Here is a 17,726-nt window from a genome sequence, read left to right on the forward strand (position 1 = left end):
CGTACGGGCGGGTCGGCGTCGCAGGTAGTGTTCGTGGTGATGGCCGGCGGCTTGGACACCTCGCGTGTCCGGCGGCCGGGAGCGGTACGCCTGGAGGTGGCGAGATGTCGGATCCGGCCAAGGTGCGCCGGCACGCGGAGCGGGTGCGTGAGCTGGTGGCGTCGGTGGTACGCAGCCAGATCAAGGATCCTCGGCTTGGCATGATCACCATCACGGATGCGCGGATCACCGCTGACCTCCGCGACGCCACGGTCTTCTACACGGTGCTCGGTGACGCGTCCGCCCAGGCGAGCACCGCCGCGGCGTTGGAGAGCGCCAAGGGCATGGTGCGGAGCACCGTCGGGAAGGCGCTGGGGCTGCGCCACTCGCCGACGCTGACCTTCGTCCTGGACGACGTGCAGGACCAGGTCAAGCACATCGACGACCTGCTCGCCCAGGCCCGCCACGCGGACGCTGAGGTGCAGCGCCTCGCCACCCGGGCCGAGTACGCGGGTGAGGCCCAGCCGTACCGGCTGGAGGAGGAGCCCGAGGGCTCCGGGGACGAGGTGCCGCCGCCGGGCGGGGACCAACGGTGACCAATCCCGCTGCCGGGTCCGGGTCCGTGCCGGTGGAGGCCGACTGGACGGCGGCGGTGGCCGCGGTCCGCGCGGTGCCGACCGCGGGCCGGGTGCTGCTGGTCTGTCACGTGAATCCGGATGGCGACGCGCTCGGCAGCATGCTCGGCTTCGCTCTCGGCCTGCGCCGTCTCGGCCTGCGACAGGTGCAGGCAGCCTTTCCCGGCCCGCAGCGGCTCCCGGAGCCGCTGCGCGGGTTGCCCGGTGAGCAGCTACTGGTCCCGGCGGCGGAGGCGGTTGCCGATCCGGACCTTCTGATCAGCTTCGATGCGGCGAGCGAGTCCCGGTTGGGGGAGCTGGCTGATCGGCTGACGACCGCCGGCAGCACGTTGGTGCTCGACCATCATGCGTCGAACCCCGGCTTCGGTGCGGTCAATCTGGTTGACCCGCGGGCGGCGGCCACCTCGGTGCTCGTGGACGAGCTGCTCAACCGGCTGGGGGTGCCGCTCGACGCGGAGATCGCGGAGTGTCTCTACGTGGCGTTGACCACCGACACCGGCTCGTTCCGGTTCGCGGCCACCACCGCGGCGGTGCATCGGTTCGCGGCCCGGCTGCTCGCCACGGGCATTCGTCCCGGTGATATCTCACTTCGCGTTCTCGATACCCGCCCGTTCGGCGCGGTGCAGCTCTCCGCCGAGGTCGTCGGCCGGGCCCGGTTGGAGCCCGGCGCGGCGGATGGGCACGGCCTGGTGTGGACCTGGGCAACCCAGGACGACCTGGCCCGGCACGGGCAGCCCGCGTACGTGCTGGAGGCGCTGATCGATTCGGTGCGGTGCACGGCGGAGGCCGACGTGAGCTGCGTGGTGAAGCAGACCGCCGATAGTGAGTGGGCGGTGTCGTTGCGGAGCAAGGGCGCGGTGGACGTGAGCCGGGTGGCGGTGGCGTTGGGCGGCGGCGGGCATCAGCTCGCCGCTGGCTTCACCGGCCGGGGCAGCGTCGACGAGGTGGTGGAGGCCATCCGGCGGGAGCTGACCGGCGCGTTGCTCGTCCCGACTGGCGGGTGAGGGTCAGCCCCGGCCTACCGGTTGGTGATCGGTCGGCCCTGCGGTCATGGTCGGGGTCGGCCCGGCGGGTAGCTCTTGGCTGGCCTGGCCGCTGATGATCTCTCGACTAAGATCAGGGTCGGCTTACGGGTGTCCGGTCTTCCCGCCGTTGGTGACGGTGGGCAGAATTGCGGAATGGAACAGCCCCGTGACATGACCATCGAGGCGCCGCGCGCCTGGGATCGTCCCGCTGTCACCGTGCCGGTGCTCGTCTGCCTGTCGTTGGTGGGTGGCCGGTTTCCATCCTTCTCGATCGAGGCGAATCTGTGGACGCTCGGCACCGGCGGTGTCCTGATCTGGCTTGGCCTGGGTAATCGGGTGGCCCGACGGCCCGCACCGGTTCGGCTGGGTCCGGGTGCGGTGTGGTGGACGTTGCCGGTGGTGGTGTTCGTGGTCTTCGAGGGTGCCACCTTCGCGGCCGCGGCGGGTGACGACTTCCCGACCTTTTCCCGGCTGGCGGATCCATTGCTGGAGGACGGGTTGATCCGCTCAGCGGGTTGGCTGGCCTGGTTGTCCGCGTTCTGGGGGCTGGTGCGGCGATGATGCGAACACTGGCGATCGGCGGTTTCCTGGTGGCGGTGGCGCTCTTCGTCGTCGTGGAGTGGGCGTCCCGCCGGGAGGGGTCCCGCATCCCCACCCTGGGTGAGGTCTGCGCGTACGTGATGCGGTACGAGGTCGGTTCGGTGCCGGTCGGTCGGATCGGGGTCTTCGGCTTCTGGTGGTGGCTGGGCTGGCACTTCCTGGCTCGTTGAGGGTGCCGTCTTCCGCGCTGTGACACCGCCCGGATGGTGGGAACAACCGGCGGTGGGTGGACCTTAACGATAGCTTGGATATCGACCGACGCCGTGCCGACGGTGCTGGTCGTGAGGGGCGGGGCCGTACCCGGCGTCGCTGCTCTCCAGGGTCGGACCGACCCGGGCTCGCTGCGCCGTGGGCTGCTCCGGTGACCCCGGACGCCCCGCGGGTGGCAGACCTTGCCCGTGAGTTCCACCGTCACGCTGGTGGCTCGCGCCCTGGAAGGGGTTTCCCATGTCGAACAAGCCCAAGCCCGACACCGCTGACGAGGCGCGTGAGCAGCTGCGCCGTGCGCTGCAGACCTCGATGGACACGCGCCAGTGACGTCGCCGATCGGCTGACGTCTCCTCCGACGGGCGGCGGTGGCCGCCCGTCGTCCGGGGCCACTAGCTGTTGGTAAGTGGCGACCTCGGGTTGCGGTCATTACCAGCCCGTGCCAGGATCGGCGACGATGACCTCGCCCCCCGCCACCGCCCCCCGCTCCGCCTCGCCCCGCAGGATCGCGGCGCTCGCCCTGCCCGCCCTCGTGGTGCTCGCCGCCGAACCGCTGTATGTGCTGGTGGACACGGCGGTGGTGGGACACCTTGGCCGGGTCCCGCTCGCCGCGTTGGCGATCGGCGGCACCGTGCTGACGCTCATTGCCTGGCTGGGCACGGTCGTCGCGTACGGCACCACCGGACGCTCCGCCCGGCGGTTCGGGGCCGGTGACCGCACCGCCGCCGTCGCCGAGGGGGTCCAGGCATCCTGGCTCGCCCTCGCGGTGGGAGTCGTCGTCGCGGTCGGTATGCAGGCCGGCGGCGGCGTGCTCGCCCGTACCCTCGTCGGTGCGGACAACGACGTGGCGGAGGCCGCCGCGCAGTGGCTGCGGATCGCGGCGCTCGGCGCACCGGGTCTGCTCCTCGCCGCGGCCGGCAACGGTTGGCTGCGGGGCATCCAGGACACCCGCCGGCCGCTGTGGTTCGTGCTCGGTCCGAGCCTTCTCTCCGCGGTGCTCTGCCCGGTGCTGGTCTACCCCGCCGGGCTCGGCCTGCCCGGATCGGCGGTGGCCAACGTCGTGGCGCAGACGATCTCCGGTGCGCTCTTCGCCGGGGCGCTGGTCTCCGAACGCGTGGCCCTACGCCCCCGCCCCCGGGTTCTCGCCCAGCAACTCGTGCTCAGTCGGGACCTGCTCATCCGCGGCGTCGCCTTCCAGGCGAGCTTTCTCTCCGCCACCGCGGTGGCCGCTCGCTTCGGCGCGGCGGCGGTCGGCGCCCACCAGATCGTCCTCCAACTCTGGTTCTTCACCGCCCTTGTGCTCGACGCGCTCGCCATCGCCGCGCAGGCCCTCGTCGGCGCCGCGCTGGGTGCCGACGACGAAGCCGGCGCGCGCGGGTTGGCCCGTCGGATCGGGCTGCTCGGCGCCGGCTGCGGCGTGGCGTTCGCGCTGCTCTTCGCAGCCGGCGCCGGGGTGGTCCCGGGCTGGTTCAGTGCCGACGGGCAGGTCCGCGCGGAGGCGATGGTGGCCTGGCCCTGGTTCGTCGCGATGCTGCCGCTGGCTGGCATCGTCTTTGCCCTGGACGGAGTGTTGATTGGCGCGGGGGATACCCGCTACCTGCGGAACCTTTCGATCGTGGCGGCGTTGGGGGGATTTCTGCCGGCTATCTGGTTGGCGTACGGACTGGATCTCGGACTCGGTGGGATCTGGGCTGGGCTCGCGTTCTTCGTGGTGCTGCGGTTGATCGCCCTGCTGTTGCGGCTGCGCTCCGGTCGCTGGGCGGTCGTCGGCGCCGTCCGGGCCTGAGTCGCCGGCCCGGACCCGCCGGACGAACTCGACCGCCGGCCAGAGCGCCCGTGCGGCTGACCGCTCGGGTCAGGAGAATCTGGGTAGCACGACGTACACGGCCATCACCAGCCCCAGAGCCACGGCGAAGGAGACGACGAAGCCGGCCACCTTCATCGTGTTCGGGAAGCGTTGGTACAACCGGCGCCGGCCCTGCCACACCTGCCACCGCCGACGCAGGGCGGCGGCCCCCGGGAGCGCGAGCAACGCTACGGCGATCCGGTCCCCAGCCGTGCGCCGCGAGGGCGGTGGGTCGAGCATCCAGGCGGGAAGGTTGGACTGCTGCTCCGGTTGGTGTAGCCGAGGGAGCGGGTCGTGGCCCTGGCGCGACATGGACATGAACCTCCTGTGATCTACCGTCCGTTGATAGCAGGTGGCAGCAATGCGAATTGTCGCGGACGAGGTGGGCGGGGGCAGGGCCGCCCCGGGGGAAGGCGTCCCGGTGCCGGCCGGGCCAGCCCGTCTGGCAGGCTTGGCGGTCGTGAGCGCAGACGGACTGATCGTGGTCGACAAGCCTGGCGGCATGACCTCGCACGACGTGGTGGCGCGGGTGCGTCGCCTAGCCCGTACCCGGCGGGTCGGGCACGGTGGCACGCTTGACCCGATGGCGACCGGGGTCCTGGTCGTCGGCGTCGGGCGCGCCACCCGGCTGCTGACCTACGTCATCGGGGCCGGGAAGAGCTACACCGCCACGATTCGGCTGGGGCAGGCGACGGTCACCGACGATGCCGAGGGTGATGTGATCTCCAGCACTCCGGCTGGTCAGGTGACCGAGGAGGCGGTCCGGGCTGCGTTGGCGGTGCAGACCGGCACCGTGGACCAGGTGCCGAGTGCCGTCAGCGCCATCAAGATCGACGGTCAGCGGGCCTACCGTCGGGTTCGGGCGGGGGACAGCGTTGATCTGCCGCCCCGACGAGTCACCATCTCCCGGCTCGACATGCGGGCGCTGCGCCACGACGAGCCGGACGTGGTGGACGTGGATGTGGACGTCACCTGTTCCTCCGGCACGTACGTGCGGGCGATCGCCCGGGACACGGGCCGGGCGCTCGGCGTCGGGGGACACCTCATCGCGCTGCGGCGTACCGCCGTGGGCGGTTTCACCCTCGGCGAGGCCGCTACTCTCGGCGACCTGGAGCGCCGGGCACCCGAGGTGGTCACGCTCTCCCTCGCGGCGGCGGCCGACCGGTTCTTCCCGCGCCGTGAGGCGACCGCCGAGGAGGAGCGGGTGCTCTCGCACGGCGGTCCGTTGGACCCGGCCGGAATCGACGGCCCGTACGCCGTCTTCGGTCCGGCGGGTGGGTTGGTCGCTATCGTCAGCGAACGGGCCGGTCGGGCCCGTGCGGAGATCGTGCTGGCCCCGGCCTGACAGCGCGGCGGCCGGACAGCGACAGGGGAGGAGCGTTATGCAGCGGTGGCGGGGGTACGACGCGGCGCCCGGCGGCTGGGGGCGGTCAGTCGTCACCATCGGCGTCTTCGACGGCGTGCACCGGGGGCACCAGGCGATCATCGGGCACGCGGTGGCGCGGGCCCGCGAACTCGGCGTCAAGTCGGTGGTGGTCACCTTCGATCCACACCCCGCCGAGGTGGTACGCCCGGGTTCACACCCGGCTGTGCTCACCGAGCCGACCCGCAAGGCCGAGCTGATCGAGGCGCTCGGCGTGGACGTGCTCTGTGTGTTGCCGTTCACCCCGGACTTCTCCCGGCTGTCGGCGGAGGCGTTCGTGCACGACGTCCTGGTCGAGCACCTGCACGCCGCGTTGGTGGTGGTGGGGGAGAACTTCCGGTTCGGGCACCGGGCCGCCGGGGACGTGGCGTTGCTGGAGCAGCTCGGTCGGACCTTCGGCTACGCCGTCGAGGGGGCGCCCCTGGTGGCCGAGGCGGGGACGATCTTCTCCTCCACGTACATCCGATCGTGCGTCGCCGCCGGAGACGTGGTGGCCGCCGCCAGCGCGCTGGGGCGGCCACACCGGCTGGAGGGCGTGGTGGTCCGCGGCGACCGGCGCGGTCGCGAGTTGGGTTTCCCCACCGCCAACCTGCTCTGCCACCGGTACGCTGCGGTCCCGGCCGACGGCGTCTACGCCGCCCGCCTGGTGCGGCGGGGGCAGCGGGAGCCGCTGATGTCGGCGGTGTCGATCGGCACGAACCCGAGCTTCTCCGGCCGGGAACGGCGGGTCGAGGCGTACGTGCTCGACTTCGACGCGGACCTGTACGGCGAGCGGCTGGCCCTGGATTTCGTGGCGCACCTGCGCGGGCAGGTCCGCTATGACTCGATTGAGCCGCTGGTGGCCCAGATCGCCGAGGACGTCGAGCGTACCCGCCAAGCCCTGGGGTGATCACGGATAGTGATTGGATTCGACACCCCGTCGGCCCCTTGCCCGGTTCGTGGGCAACGGGGCTGGTAGCCTGACGGGGACGTCGGCCTACCGACGTGGGTCCTGGCGTGCCTGCACGACGCCGCGGGTGCGAGGACCGTCCGCCGCCGGGTGGCGCCCGGCCCTCCGGGTAAGCCCGCTCTGGCGGACACGACATCGATCAACCCACCGAAACAGGGAGAACATGGCGCTCGACCAGCAAGCCAAGGCCAAGATCCGCGCGGAGTACGCGACCGTCGAAGGTGACACCGGTTCGCCGGAGGTGCAGGTCGCCGTCCTCACCAAGCGGATCGCGGACCTGACCGAGCACCTGAAGGTGCACAAGCACGACCACCACAGCCGCCGTGGGCTGCTGCTGCTGGTCGGCCGCCGCCGTCGGCTGCTCAACTATGTGCAGAAGAAAGACATCAACCGCTACCGGTCGCTCATCGAGCGGCTCGGTCTGCGCCGGTGACGTGACGGGGGAGGGGCCGACCGGCCGCTCCCCCGTTCCGGTTCACCGCCAGAACCCTCCGACAACCAGGGCCGCACGACCCCCCGACACGCCGGGAGCCGGTCAGCGCACCGGTCTCCGGTAGTGGCCTCCGGGCATCCGGCATCTCGCCGATCCGCCCGGGCGCTTCGATCGAAGACCGGCCGTCTGAGCAGCTGCGCGTCGCGGTCCGCAGACGCGAAGGAGCGCAACCACAGATGACCGAGAGCAACCTCGGTACCGAGTCTCGTACCGCCACGATCGACAACGGGGCCTTCGGCACCCGTGTGATCACCTTCTCCACCGGTCGGCTGGCCCGCCAGGCCGCCGGCTCCGTCGTCGCCCAGCTCGGCGAGACGGTCGTCCTCTCCGCCACCACCGTTGGCCGGCAGCCGAAGGAGCATTTCGACTTCTTCCCGCTGACCGTCGACGTCGAGGAGCGGATGTACGCGGCGGGCCGGATCCCCGGCTCGTTCTTCCGCCGGGAGGGGCGACCCAGCGAGGACGCGATCCTCACCTGCCGGCTGATCGACCGGCCGCTGCGTCCCTCGTTCGTCAAGGGCCTGCGTAACGAGGTCCAGGTCGTCGAGACCGTCCTGGCCCTCGACCCCAGCCACCCGTACGACGTGGTGGCCATCAACGCCGCCTCGATGTCGACGAAGCTCTCCGGCCTGCCGTTCTCCGGCCCGATCGGGGCGACCCGGATGGCCCACATCGACGGCTCGTGGGTCGCCTTCCCGACCCACGAGGAGCTGGTGCGCGCCACCTTCGACATGGTGGTCGCCGGTCGGGCCCTGCCCGACGGCGATGTCGCGATCATGATGGTCGAGGCGGAGGCCACCGCGCACACCGCGAAGCTGGTCGCCGACGGCGCCTCCGCACCGACCGAGGAGGTCGTGGCGAGCGGGCTGGAGGCGGCCAAGCCGGCCATCCGTGAGCTGTGCCGCGCGCAGAGCGAGTTGGCCGAGGTGGCGGCCAAGCCGGTCGCCGAGTTCCCGGTCTTCCTCGACTACTCCGATGACGTGTACGACGCGGTCACGGAGTTGGCCCGGGAGGACGTGGCCGAGGCCCTGAAGATCGCCGGTAAGGCCGACCGCGAGGAGGCCCTGGACCGGATCAAGGCCCGGGCGGTCGAGGAGCTCGGCCCGCGCTTCGAGGGCCGGGAGAAGGAGCTCTCCGCCGCGCTGCGGTCGTTGACCAAGTCCGAGGTCCGCAGCCGGGTGCTGCGCGAGCAGGTCCGCATCGACGGCCGCGGCCCGCGGGACATCCGCCCGCTGACCGCCGAGGTCGGGGTCCTGCCCCGGGTGCACGGCTCGGCGCTCTTCGAGCGGGGCGAGACCCAGATCATGGGCGTCACCACGCTGAACATGCTCCGGATGGAGCAGTCCCTGGACACGCTCTCCCCGGAGAAGTCCAAGCGTTACATGCACAACTACAACTTCCCGCCGTACTCGACCGGGGAGACCGGCCGGGTCGGCTCGCCGAAGCGGCGTGAGATCGGCCACGGCGCGCTCGCCGAGCGGGCCCTGATCCCGGTGCTGCCCTCGCGCGAGGAGTTCCCGTACGCGATCCGGCAGGTCTCCGAGGCGCTCGGCTCCAACGGTTCGACCTCGATGGGCTCGGTCTGTGCCTCGACGCTCGGCCTGCTCTCCGCCGGTGTGCCGCTGAAGGCGCCGGTCGCCGGCATCGCCATGGGCCTGATCTCTGACGAGGTCGAGGGGAAGACCCGGTACGTGACGCTGACCGACATCCTCGGTGCCGAGGACGCCTTCGGTGACATGGACTTCAAGGTCGCCGGTACGCAGGAGTTCGTCACCGCGCTTCAGCTCGACACCAAGCTCGACGGCATCCCGTCGGATGTGCTCGCCGCGGCGCTCCAGCAGGCGTACGAGGCCCGGCAGACGATCCTGGAGGTGATGCAGGCGGCGATCGAGGCACCGGCCACGATGAGTGACTACGCGCCTCGGGTCACCACCGTCAAGATCCCGGTGGACAAGATCGGCATGGTGATCGGCCCGAAGGGGCAGACGATCAACGCCATCCAGGACGAGACGGGCGCCGAGATCTCGATCGAGGACGACGGCACCATCTACGTCGGCGCGACCAACGGGCCGGCGGCGCAGGCCGCGGTCGAGCGGATCAACGGGATTGCGAACCCGACCCTGCCGAAGGTGGGCGACCGCTTCCTCGGCACGGTGGTCAAGACCGCCGCCTTCGGCGCGTTCATCTCGCTGCTTCCCGGCCGCGACGGTCTGCTGCACATCTCCAAGGTGGGCGACGGCAAGCGCGTCGAGAAGGTCGAGGACTTCCTCAACGTTGGTGACAAGGTTGAGGTGGAGATCGCCGACATCGACCAGCGGGGCAAGATCTACCTGGACAAGGTGCGCCCGGAGGGCGCCGAGGCCCCGGCGGAGGGCGCCGCCGAGCGGCCGGCCGGTCGGGACCGGGGCGACCGGGGACCGCGCGACCGCGGTGACCGCGGCGGCCGGGGTCCGGACCGTGGTGACAGCGGCGACGGTGGCGACGGTGGTGAGGGCGGCGAGTCGCGTCCGCGCCGTCGTACCCGGCGCAGCTGACCGTCGGACCAGCGCACCATCCATCCCTCGTCGAACCGGGAGTCATTCGTGAGTCGGGCTGTCTCCGTACCGTCCAGACCGGAACGACGGGGGGTGGCGGCGTTTCGGGGCGCCGCCGGCCGTGCCGTAACCCGCACGCTCAGCGACGACCCGCTGGGCGGTACGGTCCGACGGACTGTGCTGCCCAGCGGGCTGCGGGTACTCACCGAGGCGATCCCGGCGATGCGCAGCGTCTCGTTCGGCATCTGGGTGTCCGTTGGCTCCCGGGACGAGACCGGCCCCCAGTCCGGTGCCGCCCACTTCCTTGAGCACCTGCTGTTCAAGGGGACGCACCGGCGGACAGCGCTGGAGATCTCGTCGGGGATCGAGGCGGTCGGCGGCGAGACTAACGCCTTCACCACGAAGGAGTACACCTGCTACTACGCGCGGGTGCTCGACGAGGATCTACCCCTCGCCATCGACGTGATGTGCGACCTGGTCGCCGACTCGGTGCTGACCCCGGAAGACGTGGAGGTCGAGCGGGGCGTGATCCTCGAGGAGATCGCCATGCACGACGACGAACCCGGCGACGAGGTGCACGACCTCTTCGCCCGGGCCGTCTACGGCGAGCACCCGCTCGGCCGGCTGATCTCCGGGACGGAGCAGACGGTCACCCCGATGACCCGGCGGCAGATCCAGGGCTTCTACCGACGGCACTACACCGCACCACGGATCGTCATCGCCGCCGCGGGGAACCTTGACCACTCCAGCGTGGTCAAGCTGGTCCGGCAGGCGCTGCGGGGCTCGCCACTGGACACCGATCCGGCGGCGCCCGCACCGTACCGGAGCGCCACCCCGGTGGTACGGACGAAGCCCGCGACCACCCTCGTCGGGCCGAAGGAGACCGAGCAGGCGCACGTTGTGCTCGGCTGTAGCGGCATCGATCGGCGTGACGAGCGCCGGTTCGCCCTCGGGGTGTTGAACAACATCCTCGGCGGCGGCATGTCCAGCCGGCTCTTCCAGGAGATCCGCGAGCAGCGGGGGCTCGCCTACTCGGTCTACTCCTACGCCAGCCAGCACGCCGACAGCGGCCTGTTCTCCGTCTACGCCGGCTGCGCGCCGGGCCGAGCCAACGAGGTGTTGGAGCTGATCCGCGCGGAGTTGGCCCGGGTGGCCGCCGACGGGCTCACGGCGGCCGAGTTGGCCCGGGGCAAGGGCATGAGCAAGGGCGGGTTCGTGCTGGGCCTGGAGGACAGCGGCTCCCGGATGAGCCGGCTGGCCAAGGGGGAGCTGCTCTACGGCGAACTGATGCCGGTCGACACCTTGCTGGCCCGGGTGGACGCGGTCACCGTTGCCGACGTGAACACGCTTGCCGCGGAGTTGCTGAGCCGCCCGATGTCGCTGGCGGTGGTGGGTCCGTTCGGCGAGTCCGACTTCACCGTCGGAGCGGCCCCCACCACCCCCGCCTGACCACCCTCCGAATCGCCCCGCCGGCACCCGAGTCCCGGGCCGCGGGTCCATCGGGCTACCGCGACCCCACCCGGCGATGCTCGTGTCCCGGTTGGGATAGGTTGTCGGCTGTGACTGACGAGCAGGACAAGAGCGCGGACGAGCCGCTCCGGGTCGGCGTGCTGGGCGCCCGTGGCCGGATGGGCATCGAGGTGTGCAAGGCGGTGGACGCGGCCCCCGACATGGAGTTGGTGGCCATGGTTGACCAGGGCGACTGGTTGTTCAACGCCTCCGACGCCGGAGCCGAGGTGGTCGTCGACTTCACCACCCCTGACGCGGTCATGGACAACCTGCACTGGTGCATTGACCAGGGCATCAGCGCCGTGGTGGGCACCACGGGCTTCACTGAGGCGCGGCTGGAGCGGATGCGCGGCTGGCTGGCCCGCAAGCCGGGGGTGGGCGTGGTCGTCGCCCCCAACTTCGGCATCGGCGCGGTGCTGATGATGCAGTTCGCCGAACGGGCCGCCAGCCACTTCGAGTCAGCCGAGATCATCGAGCAGCATCACCCGCGCAAGCTGGACGCGCCGAGCGGCACCGCGACGCACACCGCGCGCCTGATCGCGGCGGCCCGTGCCGCAGCCGGCCAAGGCCCGGCGCCGGACGCCACCCGGGACGAGGTGGCCGGTGCCCGTGGCTGCGACATCGACGGCGTACGGGTGCACTCGGTCCGTGCCACCGGCCTCGTCGCCCACCAGGAGGTGCTCTTCGGCGCCACCGGCGAGACGCTGACCATCCGGCACGACTCCTACGACCGGGCCTCCTTCATGCCCGGGGTCCTGCTGGCTGTCCGCAAGGTACGCACCCGGCCCGGCCTGACGGTCGGCCTGGATGCCCTGCTCGACTGAGCGGTTCGCCCGCACCGTCGGTGCACCCCCCGGGTCGGGGCCGTCAGGGAGTCGGGGCCGTCAGGTCGCCGGAGTCGGCTCCGTGGGGACCGCGACGTGTAGTCGTAACTGGGCGACCAGCATGTCGTCCACGTCCAGCGCGCGGGTCGCCCCGTCCGGCTCCCATCCCGTGCCGGTCAGAAATCCCCGGGTCGCCGCGTCGCCGTCGAACGCCCACGCCACCGCGCGGGTGAACCCGTCGTCCCGCCAGTGGTCCACCGCCGCGGCGAGCAGCCGGCTGCCGTGCCCGCGTCGACCCCAGCGCGGCTCCACCAGCAGGTCGGTGACCGCGACGACGCCCGGACCCAGCGCCTCGGCGGGCTCGCCGGGCGCCTGGGCCTCGGCGTCGGCCGGGCCGGAGGCGGCGAATCCCACCAGATACGATTGCTCGGCCTGTTCGACGGCGACCAGCACCCGGTGAGCGGCCGAGGGCGGCTCCTGTACCGCCGCGGTCCACCGCTGGGCCAGCCACGCCTCGTCGAGGTTCGCGAGCACCTGCCGGGGCAGGATGCGGCGGTACGCGACCCGCCAGGTTGCGAGCTGGATGCGTGCGATGTCGCCGGCGTCCTGCGGACGCGCCGGGCGGACGTACCCGAGAGCCATGGCACGAAAGCCTACGCAGGGTGGAGGAGGCGACGATGGCGCAGGGTGCCAGGCGGACGGTCAGACAGGTGATCGGTGTGGCCGGGCTCGCCGTCGGGGTGGCCCTCTTCCTGTCCGTGGCGGCCATGCGGCATGGGTTTTTTGACCTCGGGGTCTACTACGGCGCGATCCGTTACTGGGTGCACGACGGCGGAGAGATCTACGACTTCCTGCGCCCGTTCACCCAGTACGGCTTCACCTACCCGCCGTTCGCAGCCCTGGTCATGCTGCCGATGGCGTACGTCTCCTGGACGGTGGCGATCGTGCTGAGCGTCTCCGCGAGCGTGGCGGTCACCCTGGTGCTGTTCTGGTGGCTGCTTGACCCGATCTCGCGCCGTGCCGGCTGGACCCGCTGGTTCGCCATCGCGGTAGCGCTCTGCCTCGCCGCGGCGTACGAGCCGATGCGGGAGACAGTGAACTTCGGCCAGGTCAACATGCTGTTGCTGTTCCTGGTGGCGGTGGATCTGCTTCGGCTACTGCCGTCCGGCAGCCGATGGGCCGGCGCCACCATCGGCCTGGCCACCGCGATCAAGCTGACCCCGGGGATCTTCATCGTCTACCTGCTGGTGACCGGGCGCTGGCGGGCGGCGGTAACCGCGATGGGCACCGCCGCCGGCGCCACCCTGCTCGCCGCCGCCCTCTTCCCGAATGCCTCCCGGGAGTTCTGGACCGAGGCGCTGTGGAACACCAACCGCGTGGGTGAGCTCTCCTTCGTCTCCAACCAGTCACTGCGTGGGGTGGTGGCCCGGCTGAACCCGGAGGATCCGAGCACCGTCGTCTGGCTGGTGCTGGTGGTGGCCGTACTGGCGCTCTGGACGTGGCGCGCCCGGTCTGCGGTGGCGGCCGGTGACGAGGCGACCGGGCTGGCGTTGACCGGTGTGCTGATGTGTCTGATCAGCCCGATCACCTGGGTGCACCATCTGGTCTGGTTGCTGCCGGCGCTCATCCTGTTGGTGGACAACGCGATGGCCGCGCCCGCCGGTAGCCATCGGCGCCGTCGGCTGCTGGTTGTCGTGAGTGTCGCGTACGCGTTCCTGATCAGCCGGATCGTGTGGGCCTGGGAGCGGGACTTCACCGGGATTGACGGCTTCCTCGGCAGCAACGTGTACGTCTGGATCAGCCTGGCGCTGCTGGCGTTTCTCCCGATCCGGCCCGCGGTGGACCGGGCCGCGGTCGAGGTTGCCGGGCCGGACGAGGGCAGCCGGGCCCGGACCGGTGTCGTACCCGTGACCTAGTGTCCCCGTGATGACCGCGCCGGAATCGCTTTCGCTCGCCCAAGCCCGACGGATCGCCCTGGCAGCCCAGGGCTTCACCGACCCGTCGCCGACCGGTGTACCCACCCGCCGGCATCTGCGCCGGGTGCTGGACCGGGTCGGCCTGATCCAGCTGGACTCGGTCAACGTGCTCCAGCGGGCACACTATGTGCCGCTCTACAGCCGCCTCGGCCCCTACCCGACGGCGCTGCTCGACGCGGCTGCGTACCGCCACCCCCGGGAACTCTTCGAGTACTGGGGACACGAGGCGTCGCTGGTGCCGGTCGCGTTGCAGCCGGCGCTGCGCTGGCGGATGGCGCGCGCCAAGAGCCAGGCCTGGGGCGGCATGCGCCGGGTCGCCGAGGAGAACCCGGACCTGGTGGCGTGGGTCCGGGACGAGGTAGCGGCCCGGGGCCCGATCACTGCCGCGGAGATCGAGCACGACGCTGACCGGGTGACCGGCAACTGGGGCTGGAACTGGTCCACGACGAAGCGGGCGGTGGAGTACCTGTTCTGGTCCGGCGAGGTGACGGCCGCGGAGCGCACGACGTCCTTCGCCCGCCGCTACGCCCTGCCGGAGCAGGTGCTGCCGGCGGCTGTCTTGGCGGCGCCCACCCCGAGCGACGCTGAGGCGTACCGGACGCTGGTGGCCGTGGCCGCCCGTGCCCTCGGGGTGGCGGCGGAGCCCGAGCTGCGGGACTACTTCCGGTTGCCGCTGGCTGAGGCTCGGGCGGCGATCGCCGAGCTGGCGGAGGCCGGTGAGCTGATCCCGGTGACCGTGTCGGGCTGGCGGCAGCCGGCCTGGCTGCACGCCGAGGCCCGGCTGCCCCGCTGGGTGCGGGGCAACCGGCTGGTCAGCCCCTTCGACCCGCTGGTCTGGGAGCGGGGCCGCACCCGGCGGTTGTTCGATTTCAGCTACCGCATCGAGATCTATGTCCCGGCACCGAAGCGGGTGCACGGCTACTACGTGTTGCCGTTTCTCCAGGGGGAGCGGTTCACCGCTCGGGTCGACCTGAAGGCCGACCGGAAGAGCGGTGTGCTTCTCGTGCCGGCAGCCTGGCAGGAGCCCGGCGTCGACCCGGGCGAGACGGCGTTCGCGCTCGCCGCCGAGCTGCACCGGTTCGCCGGCTGGCTGGGCCTGGACGCCGTGGCACCACCGGGGGCGGGTGACCTGGCGGTGCCGCTGGCCGCCGCCCTGAAGAGCGTGGCGGGTGTACCGTGATCGACGTGACGAGCGTTGACGGGCCGCAGAGCCGGGCCGCCGCGGCGACTGATGCCCCGGCCCATCCCGACGGTGTGGGCGGGCCGTCTGACGGCGCTGTCGCGCCCGACGGCTGGCCGGTGGGGGCGGTGCCGGCCTATCCGGTCCCGCAGCCGGACCGACTGACCCGATTCGTGCTCCGCCTCCAGGAGCGCTCGCCTCGCTGGGCAGTGCCGCTGGCCGCCCTGGGCTGTGTCGGCGCCGGCATCGGCTACACGCTGTTGTTCGATCCGACCCGGTCCGCGCCGGATGCGGCCCCCACCTGCCTGCTCAAGCTGACGACCGGGCTCGACTGTCCGGGCTGTGGCGGCACCCGGGCCCTCTGGTACCTGCTGCATGCGGACCTGCCGGCAGCTGCCCGGCACCATGTCCTCCTCGTCTTCGCGCTGCCCTTCCTGGCGTACCTGTTCGTGACGTGGGCGGGCCGGCAGGCCTTCGGGTGGCGGTTGCCCGAGCTGCGGATCAGCAACAAGCTGATCGGGGTCTTCCTGGCCGCCTGGTTGGCTTTCTCGGTGGTGCGTAACCTGCCCTGGGCGCCGTTCACCGCGCTCTACGTCTGACTCCCTCTCCTTCGGGCTGCTCGCTGTCGTCCCGGTCGACCCTGCGTGGCGCTCACCACCCGCCCGCCGCCTGCTCTCGCGCCCCCGCCCGCCCGGCCCGGTCGGCGCGGCGTGTGCGCTGGCCGCGTCCGATCTGCTGCCGGCGGGGTCCGATTTCCGTCTGCGCCGGTCGCGCCACTACAGTCGCAGGAATGCCGGACATGGTGCAGCCCCAGGTCAAGCTCATTGCGTGGACCCAATTCGCGGTCCCAGACGACGTTGAGTGGTCAACTGACGCCGACGGGGGACAGGCGCTCGCGGAGTTCGCTGGGCGGGCCTGTTACCAGAGTTGGAAGAAGCCGAACCCGGCGACGGCGACCAACGCCGGCTACCTCGCCCACATTCTCGAGGTGGGCCACCTGAGCGTGCTGGAGCACGGCTCGGTGAGCTTCTACTTCACCGGGGTGTCGCGGTCGCTCACCCACGAGTTGATCCGGCACCGGCACTTCTCGTACTCGCAGCTGTCCCAGCGGTACGTGCCGGAGCGGGACGCCGCGATGGTCGAGCCGGCCGTGATCGCCGACGACCCGGAGCTGCACAAGCGGTTCGTGGAGGCCGCCGAGGCGAGCGTGCGGGCGTACACCGAATTGTTGGAGGGGCTGGAGCAGCGCTTCACCGACGAGCCCAACGCCACCCTGCGCCGTAAGCGTGCGCGGCAGGCGGCGCGGGCGGTGCTGCCGAACGCCACCGAGACCCGCATCGTGGTCACCGGTAACTACCGGGCGTGGCGGCACTTCATCGCCATGCGGGCGACCGAGCACGCCGACGTGGAGATCCGCGAGTTGGCCGTCGAGTGCCTCCGCCAGCTGCAGGGGGTGGCCCCGAACGTCTTCAACGACTTCGTGATCTCCTCCTTGCCCGACGGCTCCGAGGTGGCGGCCAGCCCGCACGCGGAGGTGTCCTGAGCCCTTCCCCGTCGGGGGATCGGAAGCCGTCCGCTAGGTTGGACGCATGACGAGTGACCTCCCTGACAGTCCCCTCCGGGTGGCCTCCCGGCCGTTCGGGCGGGTGCTCACGGCCATGGTGACGCCCTTCACCGCCGAGGGTGCGCTCGACCTGGACGGTGCGACGCGGTTGGCGAACTACCTGGTTGATGAGCAGGGCAACGACGCGCTGGTGGTCAACGGCACCACCGGCGAGTCGCCGACCACGACGGACGCGGAGAAGGAACGCCTGATTCAGACGGTCGTCGCGGCCGTCGGTGACCGAGCCAAGGTGGTGGCCGGGGTCGGGACCAACGACACCCGGCACACGATCGAGCTGGCCGCCGGCGCGGAGAAGGCCGGTGCACACGGTCTGCTGGTGGTGACGCCGTACTACAGCAAGCCGCCGCAGGAGGGCTTGGTGCGACACTTCACCGCGGTGGCCGATGCCGGTGGGCTGCCGGTGATGCTCTACGACATTCCACACCGTGCCGGGGTAGCGATCGAGACCGAGACGCTCGTGCGCCTGGCCGAGCACGGCCGGATCGTCGCGGTGAAGGACGCCAAGACCGACCTGACCGCCACCAGCTGGGTGACCAGCCGGACCGGTATGGCCTTCTACAGCGGCGAGGATTCACTCACCCTGCCCGCGCTGGCGGTCGGGGCGGTCGGAGTGGTTGGCACGTCAACCCACTTCACCGGGGCGCGGACCCAGGAGATGATCCGGGCGTTCGACGCGGGGGACAACACCACGGCGCTCGCCCTGCACCGCCAGCTGCTGCCGCTGTACACGGGCATTTTCCGGACTCAGGGCGTGATCCTGGTCAAGGCCGGCCTGGCGGCGAAGGGACTCCCCGCTGGCCCGGTCCGTTCCCCGCTGGTCGACGCGACCGTCGACCAGCTTGCCCAGCTCCGCGTCGACTGCGCGGCGGCGGGCCTGGACCTCCCTGAATGAACGAACGACACGACGGACGCCGGGTGACGG

18 protein-coding genes are annotated in these 17,726 nt (G+C 71.4%); 16 read left to right on the top strand and 2 right to left on the bottom strand.

Annotated features, from left to right (window positions below; all coding sequences use genetic code 11):
* The first annotated feature begins 104 nt into the window (after nt 1–104).
* The 5 genes from rbfA (at nt 105) to STROP_RS06915 (ending at nt 4,232) form a co-directional block, all read left to right on the top strand.
* Nucleotides 105–575 carry a 30S ribosome-binding factor RbfA gene (rbfA, locus tag STROP_RS06895; protein WP_011905271.1) on the top strand — a complete coding sequence of 157 codons (471 nt, stop codon included), beginning with the start codon at nt 105–107 and terminating at the stop codon, nt 573–575.
* On the top strand, nt 572–1,618 hold the full coding sequence (locus STROP_RS06900) for a DHH family phosphoesterase (protein WP_011905272.1): 1,047 nt from the start codon (nt 572–574) through the stop codon (nt 1,616–1,618). Before rbfA ends, STROP_RS06900 begins: the two co-directional genes overlap by 4 nt.
* A gap of 174 nt (nt 1,619–1,792) precedes the next feature.
* Nucleotides 1,793–2,200: a hypothetical protein gene (locus STROP_RS06905; protein WP_026275411.1), complete on the top strand. Its 408-nt coding sequence runs from the start codon at nt 1,793–1,795 to the stop codon at nt 2,198–2,200.
* A complete protein-coding gene (locus tag STROP_RS06910) occupies nt 2,200–2,409 on the top strand; it encodes a DUF6186 family protein (protein WP_026275412.1) in 210 nt (69 codons plus the stop codon). Before STROP_RS06905 ends, STROP_RS06910 begins: the two co-directional genes overlap by 1 nt.
* A 494-nt stretch (nt 2,410–2,903) precedes the next feature.
* Nucleotides 2,904–4,232 (top strand): MATE family efflux transporter, encoded by a 1,329-nt coding sequence (locus STROP_RS06915; protein WP_011905275.1) that lies wholly within the window; start codon nt 2,904–2,906, stop codon nt 4,230–4,232.
* Between the two features lie 69 nt (nt 4,233–4,301).
* Here the strand turns inward: STROP_RS06915 and STROP_RS06920 are convergent, their stop codons facing one another.
* Nucleotides 4,302–4,610 carry a hypothetical protein gene (locus STROP_RS06920; RefSeq protein ID WP_028563955.1) on the bottom strand — a complete coding sequence of 103 codons (309 nt, stop codon included), beginning with the start codon at nt 4,608–4,610 and terminating at the stop codon, nt 4,302–4,304.
* Nucleotides 4,611–4,653: 43 nt separating this feature from the next.
* Here STROP_RS06920 and truB point away from each other — a divergent pair, with 43 nt between their 5' ends.
* The 6 genes from truB (at nt 4,654) to dapB (ending at nt 12,024) form a co-directional block, all read left to right on the top strand.
* Nucleotides 4,654–5,637 carry a tRNA pseudouridine(55) synthase TruB gene (truB, locus tag STROP_RS06925; protein WP_011905277.1) on the top strand — a complete coding sequence of 328 codons (984 nt, stop codon included), beginning with the start codon at nt 4,654–4,656 and terminating at the stop codon, nt 5,635–5,637.
* Between the two features lie 37 nt (nt 5,638–5,674).
* Nucleotides 5,675–6,604, top strand: a complete 930-nt coding sequence (locus tag STROP_RS06930) for a bifunctional riboflavin kinase/FAD synthetase (protein ID WP_011905278.1) — start codon at nt 5,675–5,677, stop codon at nt 6,602–6,604.
* 223 nt (nt 6,605–6,827) lie between these two features.
* The gene (gene rpsO, locus STROP_RS06935; protein WP_011905279.1) at nt 6,828–7,097 is read left to right on the top strand and encodes a 30S ribosomal protein S15; all 270 of its coding nucleotides are present in this window, start codon (nt 6,828–6,830) and stop codon (nt 7,095–7,097) included.
* 236 nt (nt 7,098–7,333) lie between these two features.
* Nucleotides 7,334–9,691 (top strand): polyribonucleotide nucleotidyltransferase, encoded by a 2,358-nt coding sequence (locus tag STROP_RS06940; RefSeq protein ID WP_011905280.1) that lies wholly within the window; start codon nt 7,334–7,336, stop codon nt 9,689–9,691.
* 48 nt (nt 9,692–9,739) lie between these two features.
* Entirely contained in the window at nt 9,740–11,140 is a 1,401-nt protein-coding gene (locus STROP_RS06945; RefSeq protein WP_011905281.1) for a M16 family metallopeptidase, read from the top strand.
* Nucleotides 11,141–11,250: 110 nt separating this feature from the next.
* Entirely contained in the window at nt 11,251–12,024 is a 774-nt protein-coding gene (dapB, locus tag STROP_RS06950) for a 4-hydroxy-tetrahydrodipicolinate reductase (protein ID WP_026275416.1), read from the top strand.
* Nucleotides 12,025–12,084: 60 nt separating this feature from the next.
* Here the strand turns inward: dapB and STROP_RS06955 are convergent, their stop codons facing one another.
* Entirely contained in the window at nt 12,085–12,666 is a 582-nt protein-coding gene (locus tag STROP_RS06955) for a GNAT family N-acetyltransferase (RefSeq protein ID WP_011905283.1), read from the bottom strand.
* A 35-nt stretch (nt 12,667–12,701) separates the two neighbouring features.
* Between STROP_RS06955 and STROP_RS06960 the strand changes: the two genes are divergently transcribed.
* From STROP_RS06960 to dapA, 5 genes are all read left to right on the top strand, one after another.
* A complete protein-coding gene (locus STROP_RS06960; protein WP_011905284.1) occupies nt 12,702–13,940 on the top strand; it encodes a glycosyltransferase 87 family protein in 1,239 nt (412 codons plus the stop codon).
* A gap of 10 nt (nt 13,941–13,950) precedes the next feature.
* Nucleotides 13,951–15,180, top strand: coding sequence for a winged helix-turn-helix domain-containing protein (locus tag STROP_RS06965; protein WP_026275417.1), 1,230 nt, complete (start codon nt 13,951–13,953; stop codon nt 15,178–15,180).
* On the top strand, nt 15,177–15,779 hold the full coding sequence (locus STROP_RS06970) for a DUF2752 domain-containing protein (protein WP_011905286.1): 603 nt from the start codon (nt 15,177–15,179) through the stop codon (nt 15,777–15,779). The genes STROP_RS06965 and STROP_RS06970 overlap by 4 nt, the downstream gene beginning before the upstream one ends.
* A gap of 200 nt (nt 15,780–15,979) precedes the next feature.
* Nucleotides 15,980–16,723 (top strand): FAD-dependent thymidylate synthase, encoded by a 744-nt coding sequence (gene thyX / locus STROP_RS06975; protein WP_011905287.1) that lies wholly within the window; start codon nt 15,980–15,982, stop codon nt 16,721–16,723.
* Nucleotides 16,724–16,769: 46 nt separating this feature from the next.
* Nucleotides 16,770–17,696, top strand: a complete 927-nt coding sequence (gene dapA / locus STROP_RS06980; RefSeq protein WP_011905288.1) for a 4-hydroxy-tetrahydrodipicolinate synthase — start codon at nt 16,770–16,772, stop codon at nt 17,694–17,696.
* Nucleotides 17,697–17,726: the final 30 nt, after the last annotated feature.

Origin of the sequence: Salinispora tropica CNB-440, assembly GCF_000016425.1 — a bacterium.
In the GTDB taxonomy this organism is placed as follows: domain Bacteria; phylum Actinomycetota; class Actinomycetes; order Mycobacteriales; family Micromonosporaceae; genus Micromonospora; species Micromonospora tropica.

Excerpts from the sequence above, each read along its gene's own strand:
- rbfA (WP_011905271.1), top strand. The coding sequence starts at position 105 with ATGTCGGATCCGGCCAAGGTGCGCCGGCACGCGGAGCGGGTGCGTGAG.
- STROP_RS06905 (WP_026275411.1), top strand. The coding sequence starts at position 1,793 with ATGGAACAGCCCCGTGACATGACCATCGAGGCGCCGCGCGCCTGGGAT.
- STROP_RS06910 (WP_026275412.1), top strand. The coding sequence starts at position 2,200 with ATGCGAACACTGGCGATCGGCGGTTTCCTGGTGGCGGTGGCGCTCTTC.
- STROP_RS06915 (WP_011905275.1), top strand. The coding sequence starts at position 2,904 with ATGACCTCGCCCCCCGCCACCGCCCCCCGCTCCGCCTCGCCCCGCAGG.
- STROP_RS06920 (WP_028563955.1), bottom strand. The coding sequence starts at position 4,610 with ATGTCCATGTCGCGCCAGGGCCACGACCCGCTCCCTCGGCTACACCAA.
- truB (WP_011905277.1), top strand. The coding sequence starts at position 4,654 with ATGCGAATTGTCGCGGACGAGGTGGGCGGGGGCAGGGCCGCCCCGGGG.
- STROP_RS06930 (WP_011905278.1), top strand. The coding sequence starts at position 5,675 with ATGCAGCGGTGGCGGGGGTACGACGCGGCGCCCGGCGGCTGGGGGCGG.
- rpsO (WP_011905279.1), top strand. The coding sequence starts at position 6,828 with ATGGCGCTCGACCAGCAAGCCAAGGCCAAGATCCGCGCGGAGTACGCG.
- STROP_RS06940 (WP_011905280.1), top strand. The coding sequence starts at position 7,334 with ATGACCGAGAGCAACCTCGGTACCGAGTCTCGTACCGCCACGATCGAC.
- STROP_RS06955 (WP_011905283.1), bottom strand. The coding sequence starts at position 12,666 with ATGGCTCTCGGGTACGTCCGCCCGGCGCGTCCGCAGGACGCCGGCGAC.
- STROP_RS06960 (WP_011905284.1), top strand. The coding sequence starts at position 12,702 with ATGGCGCAGGGTGCCAGGCGGACGGTCAGACAGGTGATCGGTGTGGCC.
- STROP_RS06965 (WP_026275417.1), top strand. The coding sequence starts at position 13,951 with ATGACCGCGCCGGAATCGCTTTCGCTCGCCCAAGCCCGACGGATCGCC.
- thyX (WP_011905287.1), top strand. The coding sequence starts at position 15,980 with ATGGTGCAGCCCCAGGTCAAGCTCATTGCGTGGACCCAATTCGCGGTC.
- dapA (WP_011905288.1), top strand. The coding sequence starts at position 16,770 with ATGACGAGTGACCTCCCTGACAGTCCCCTCCGGGTGGCCTCCCGGCCG.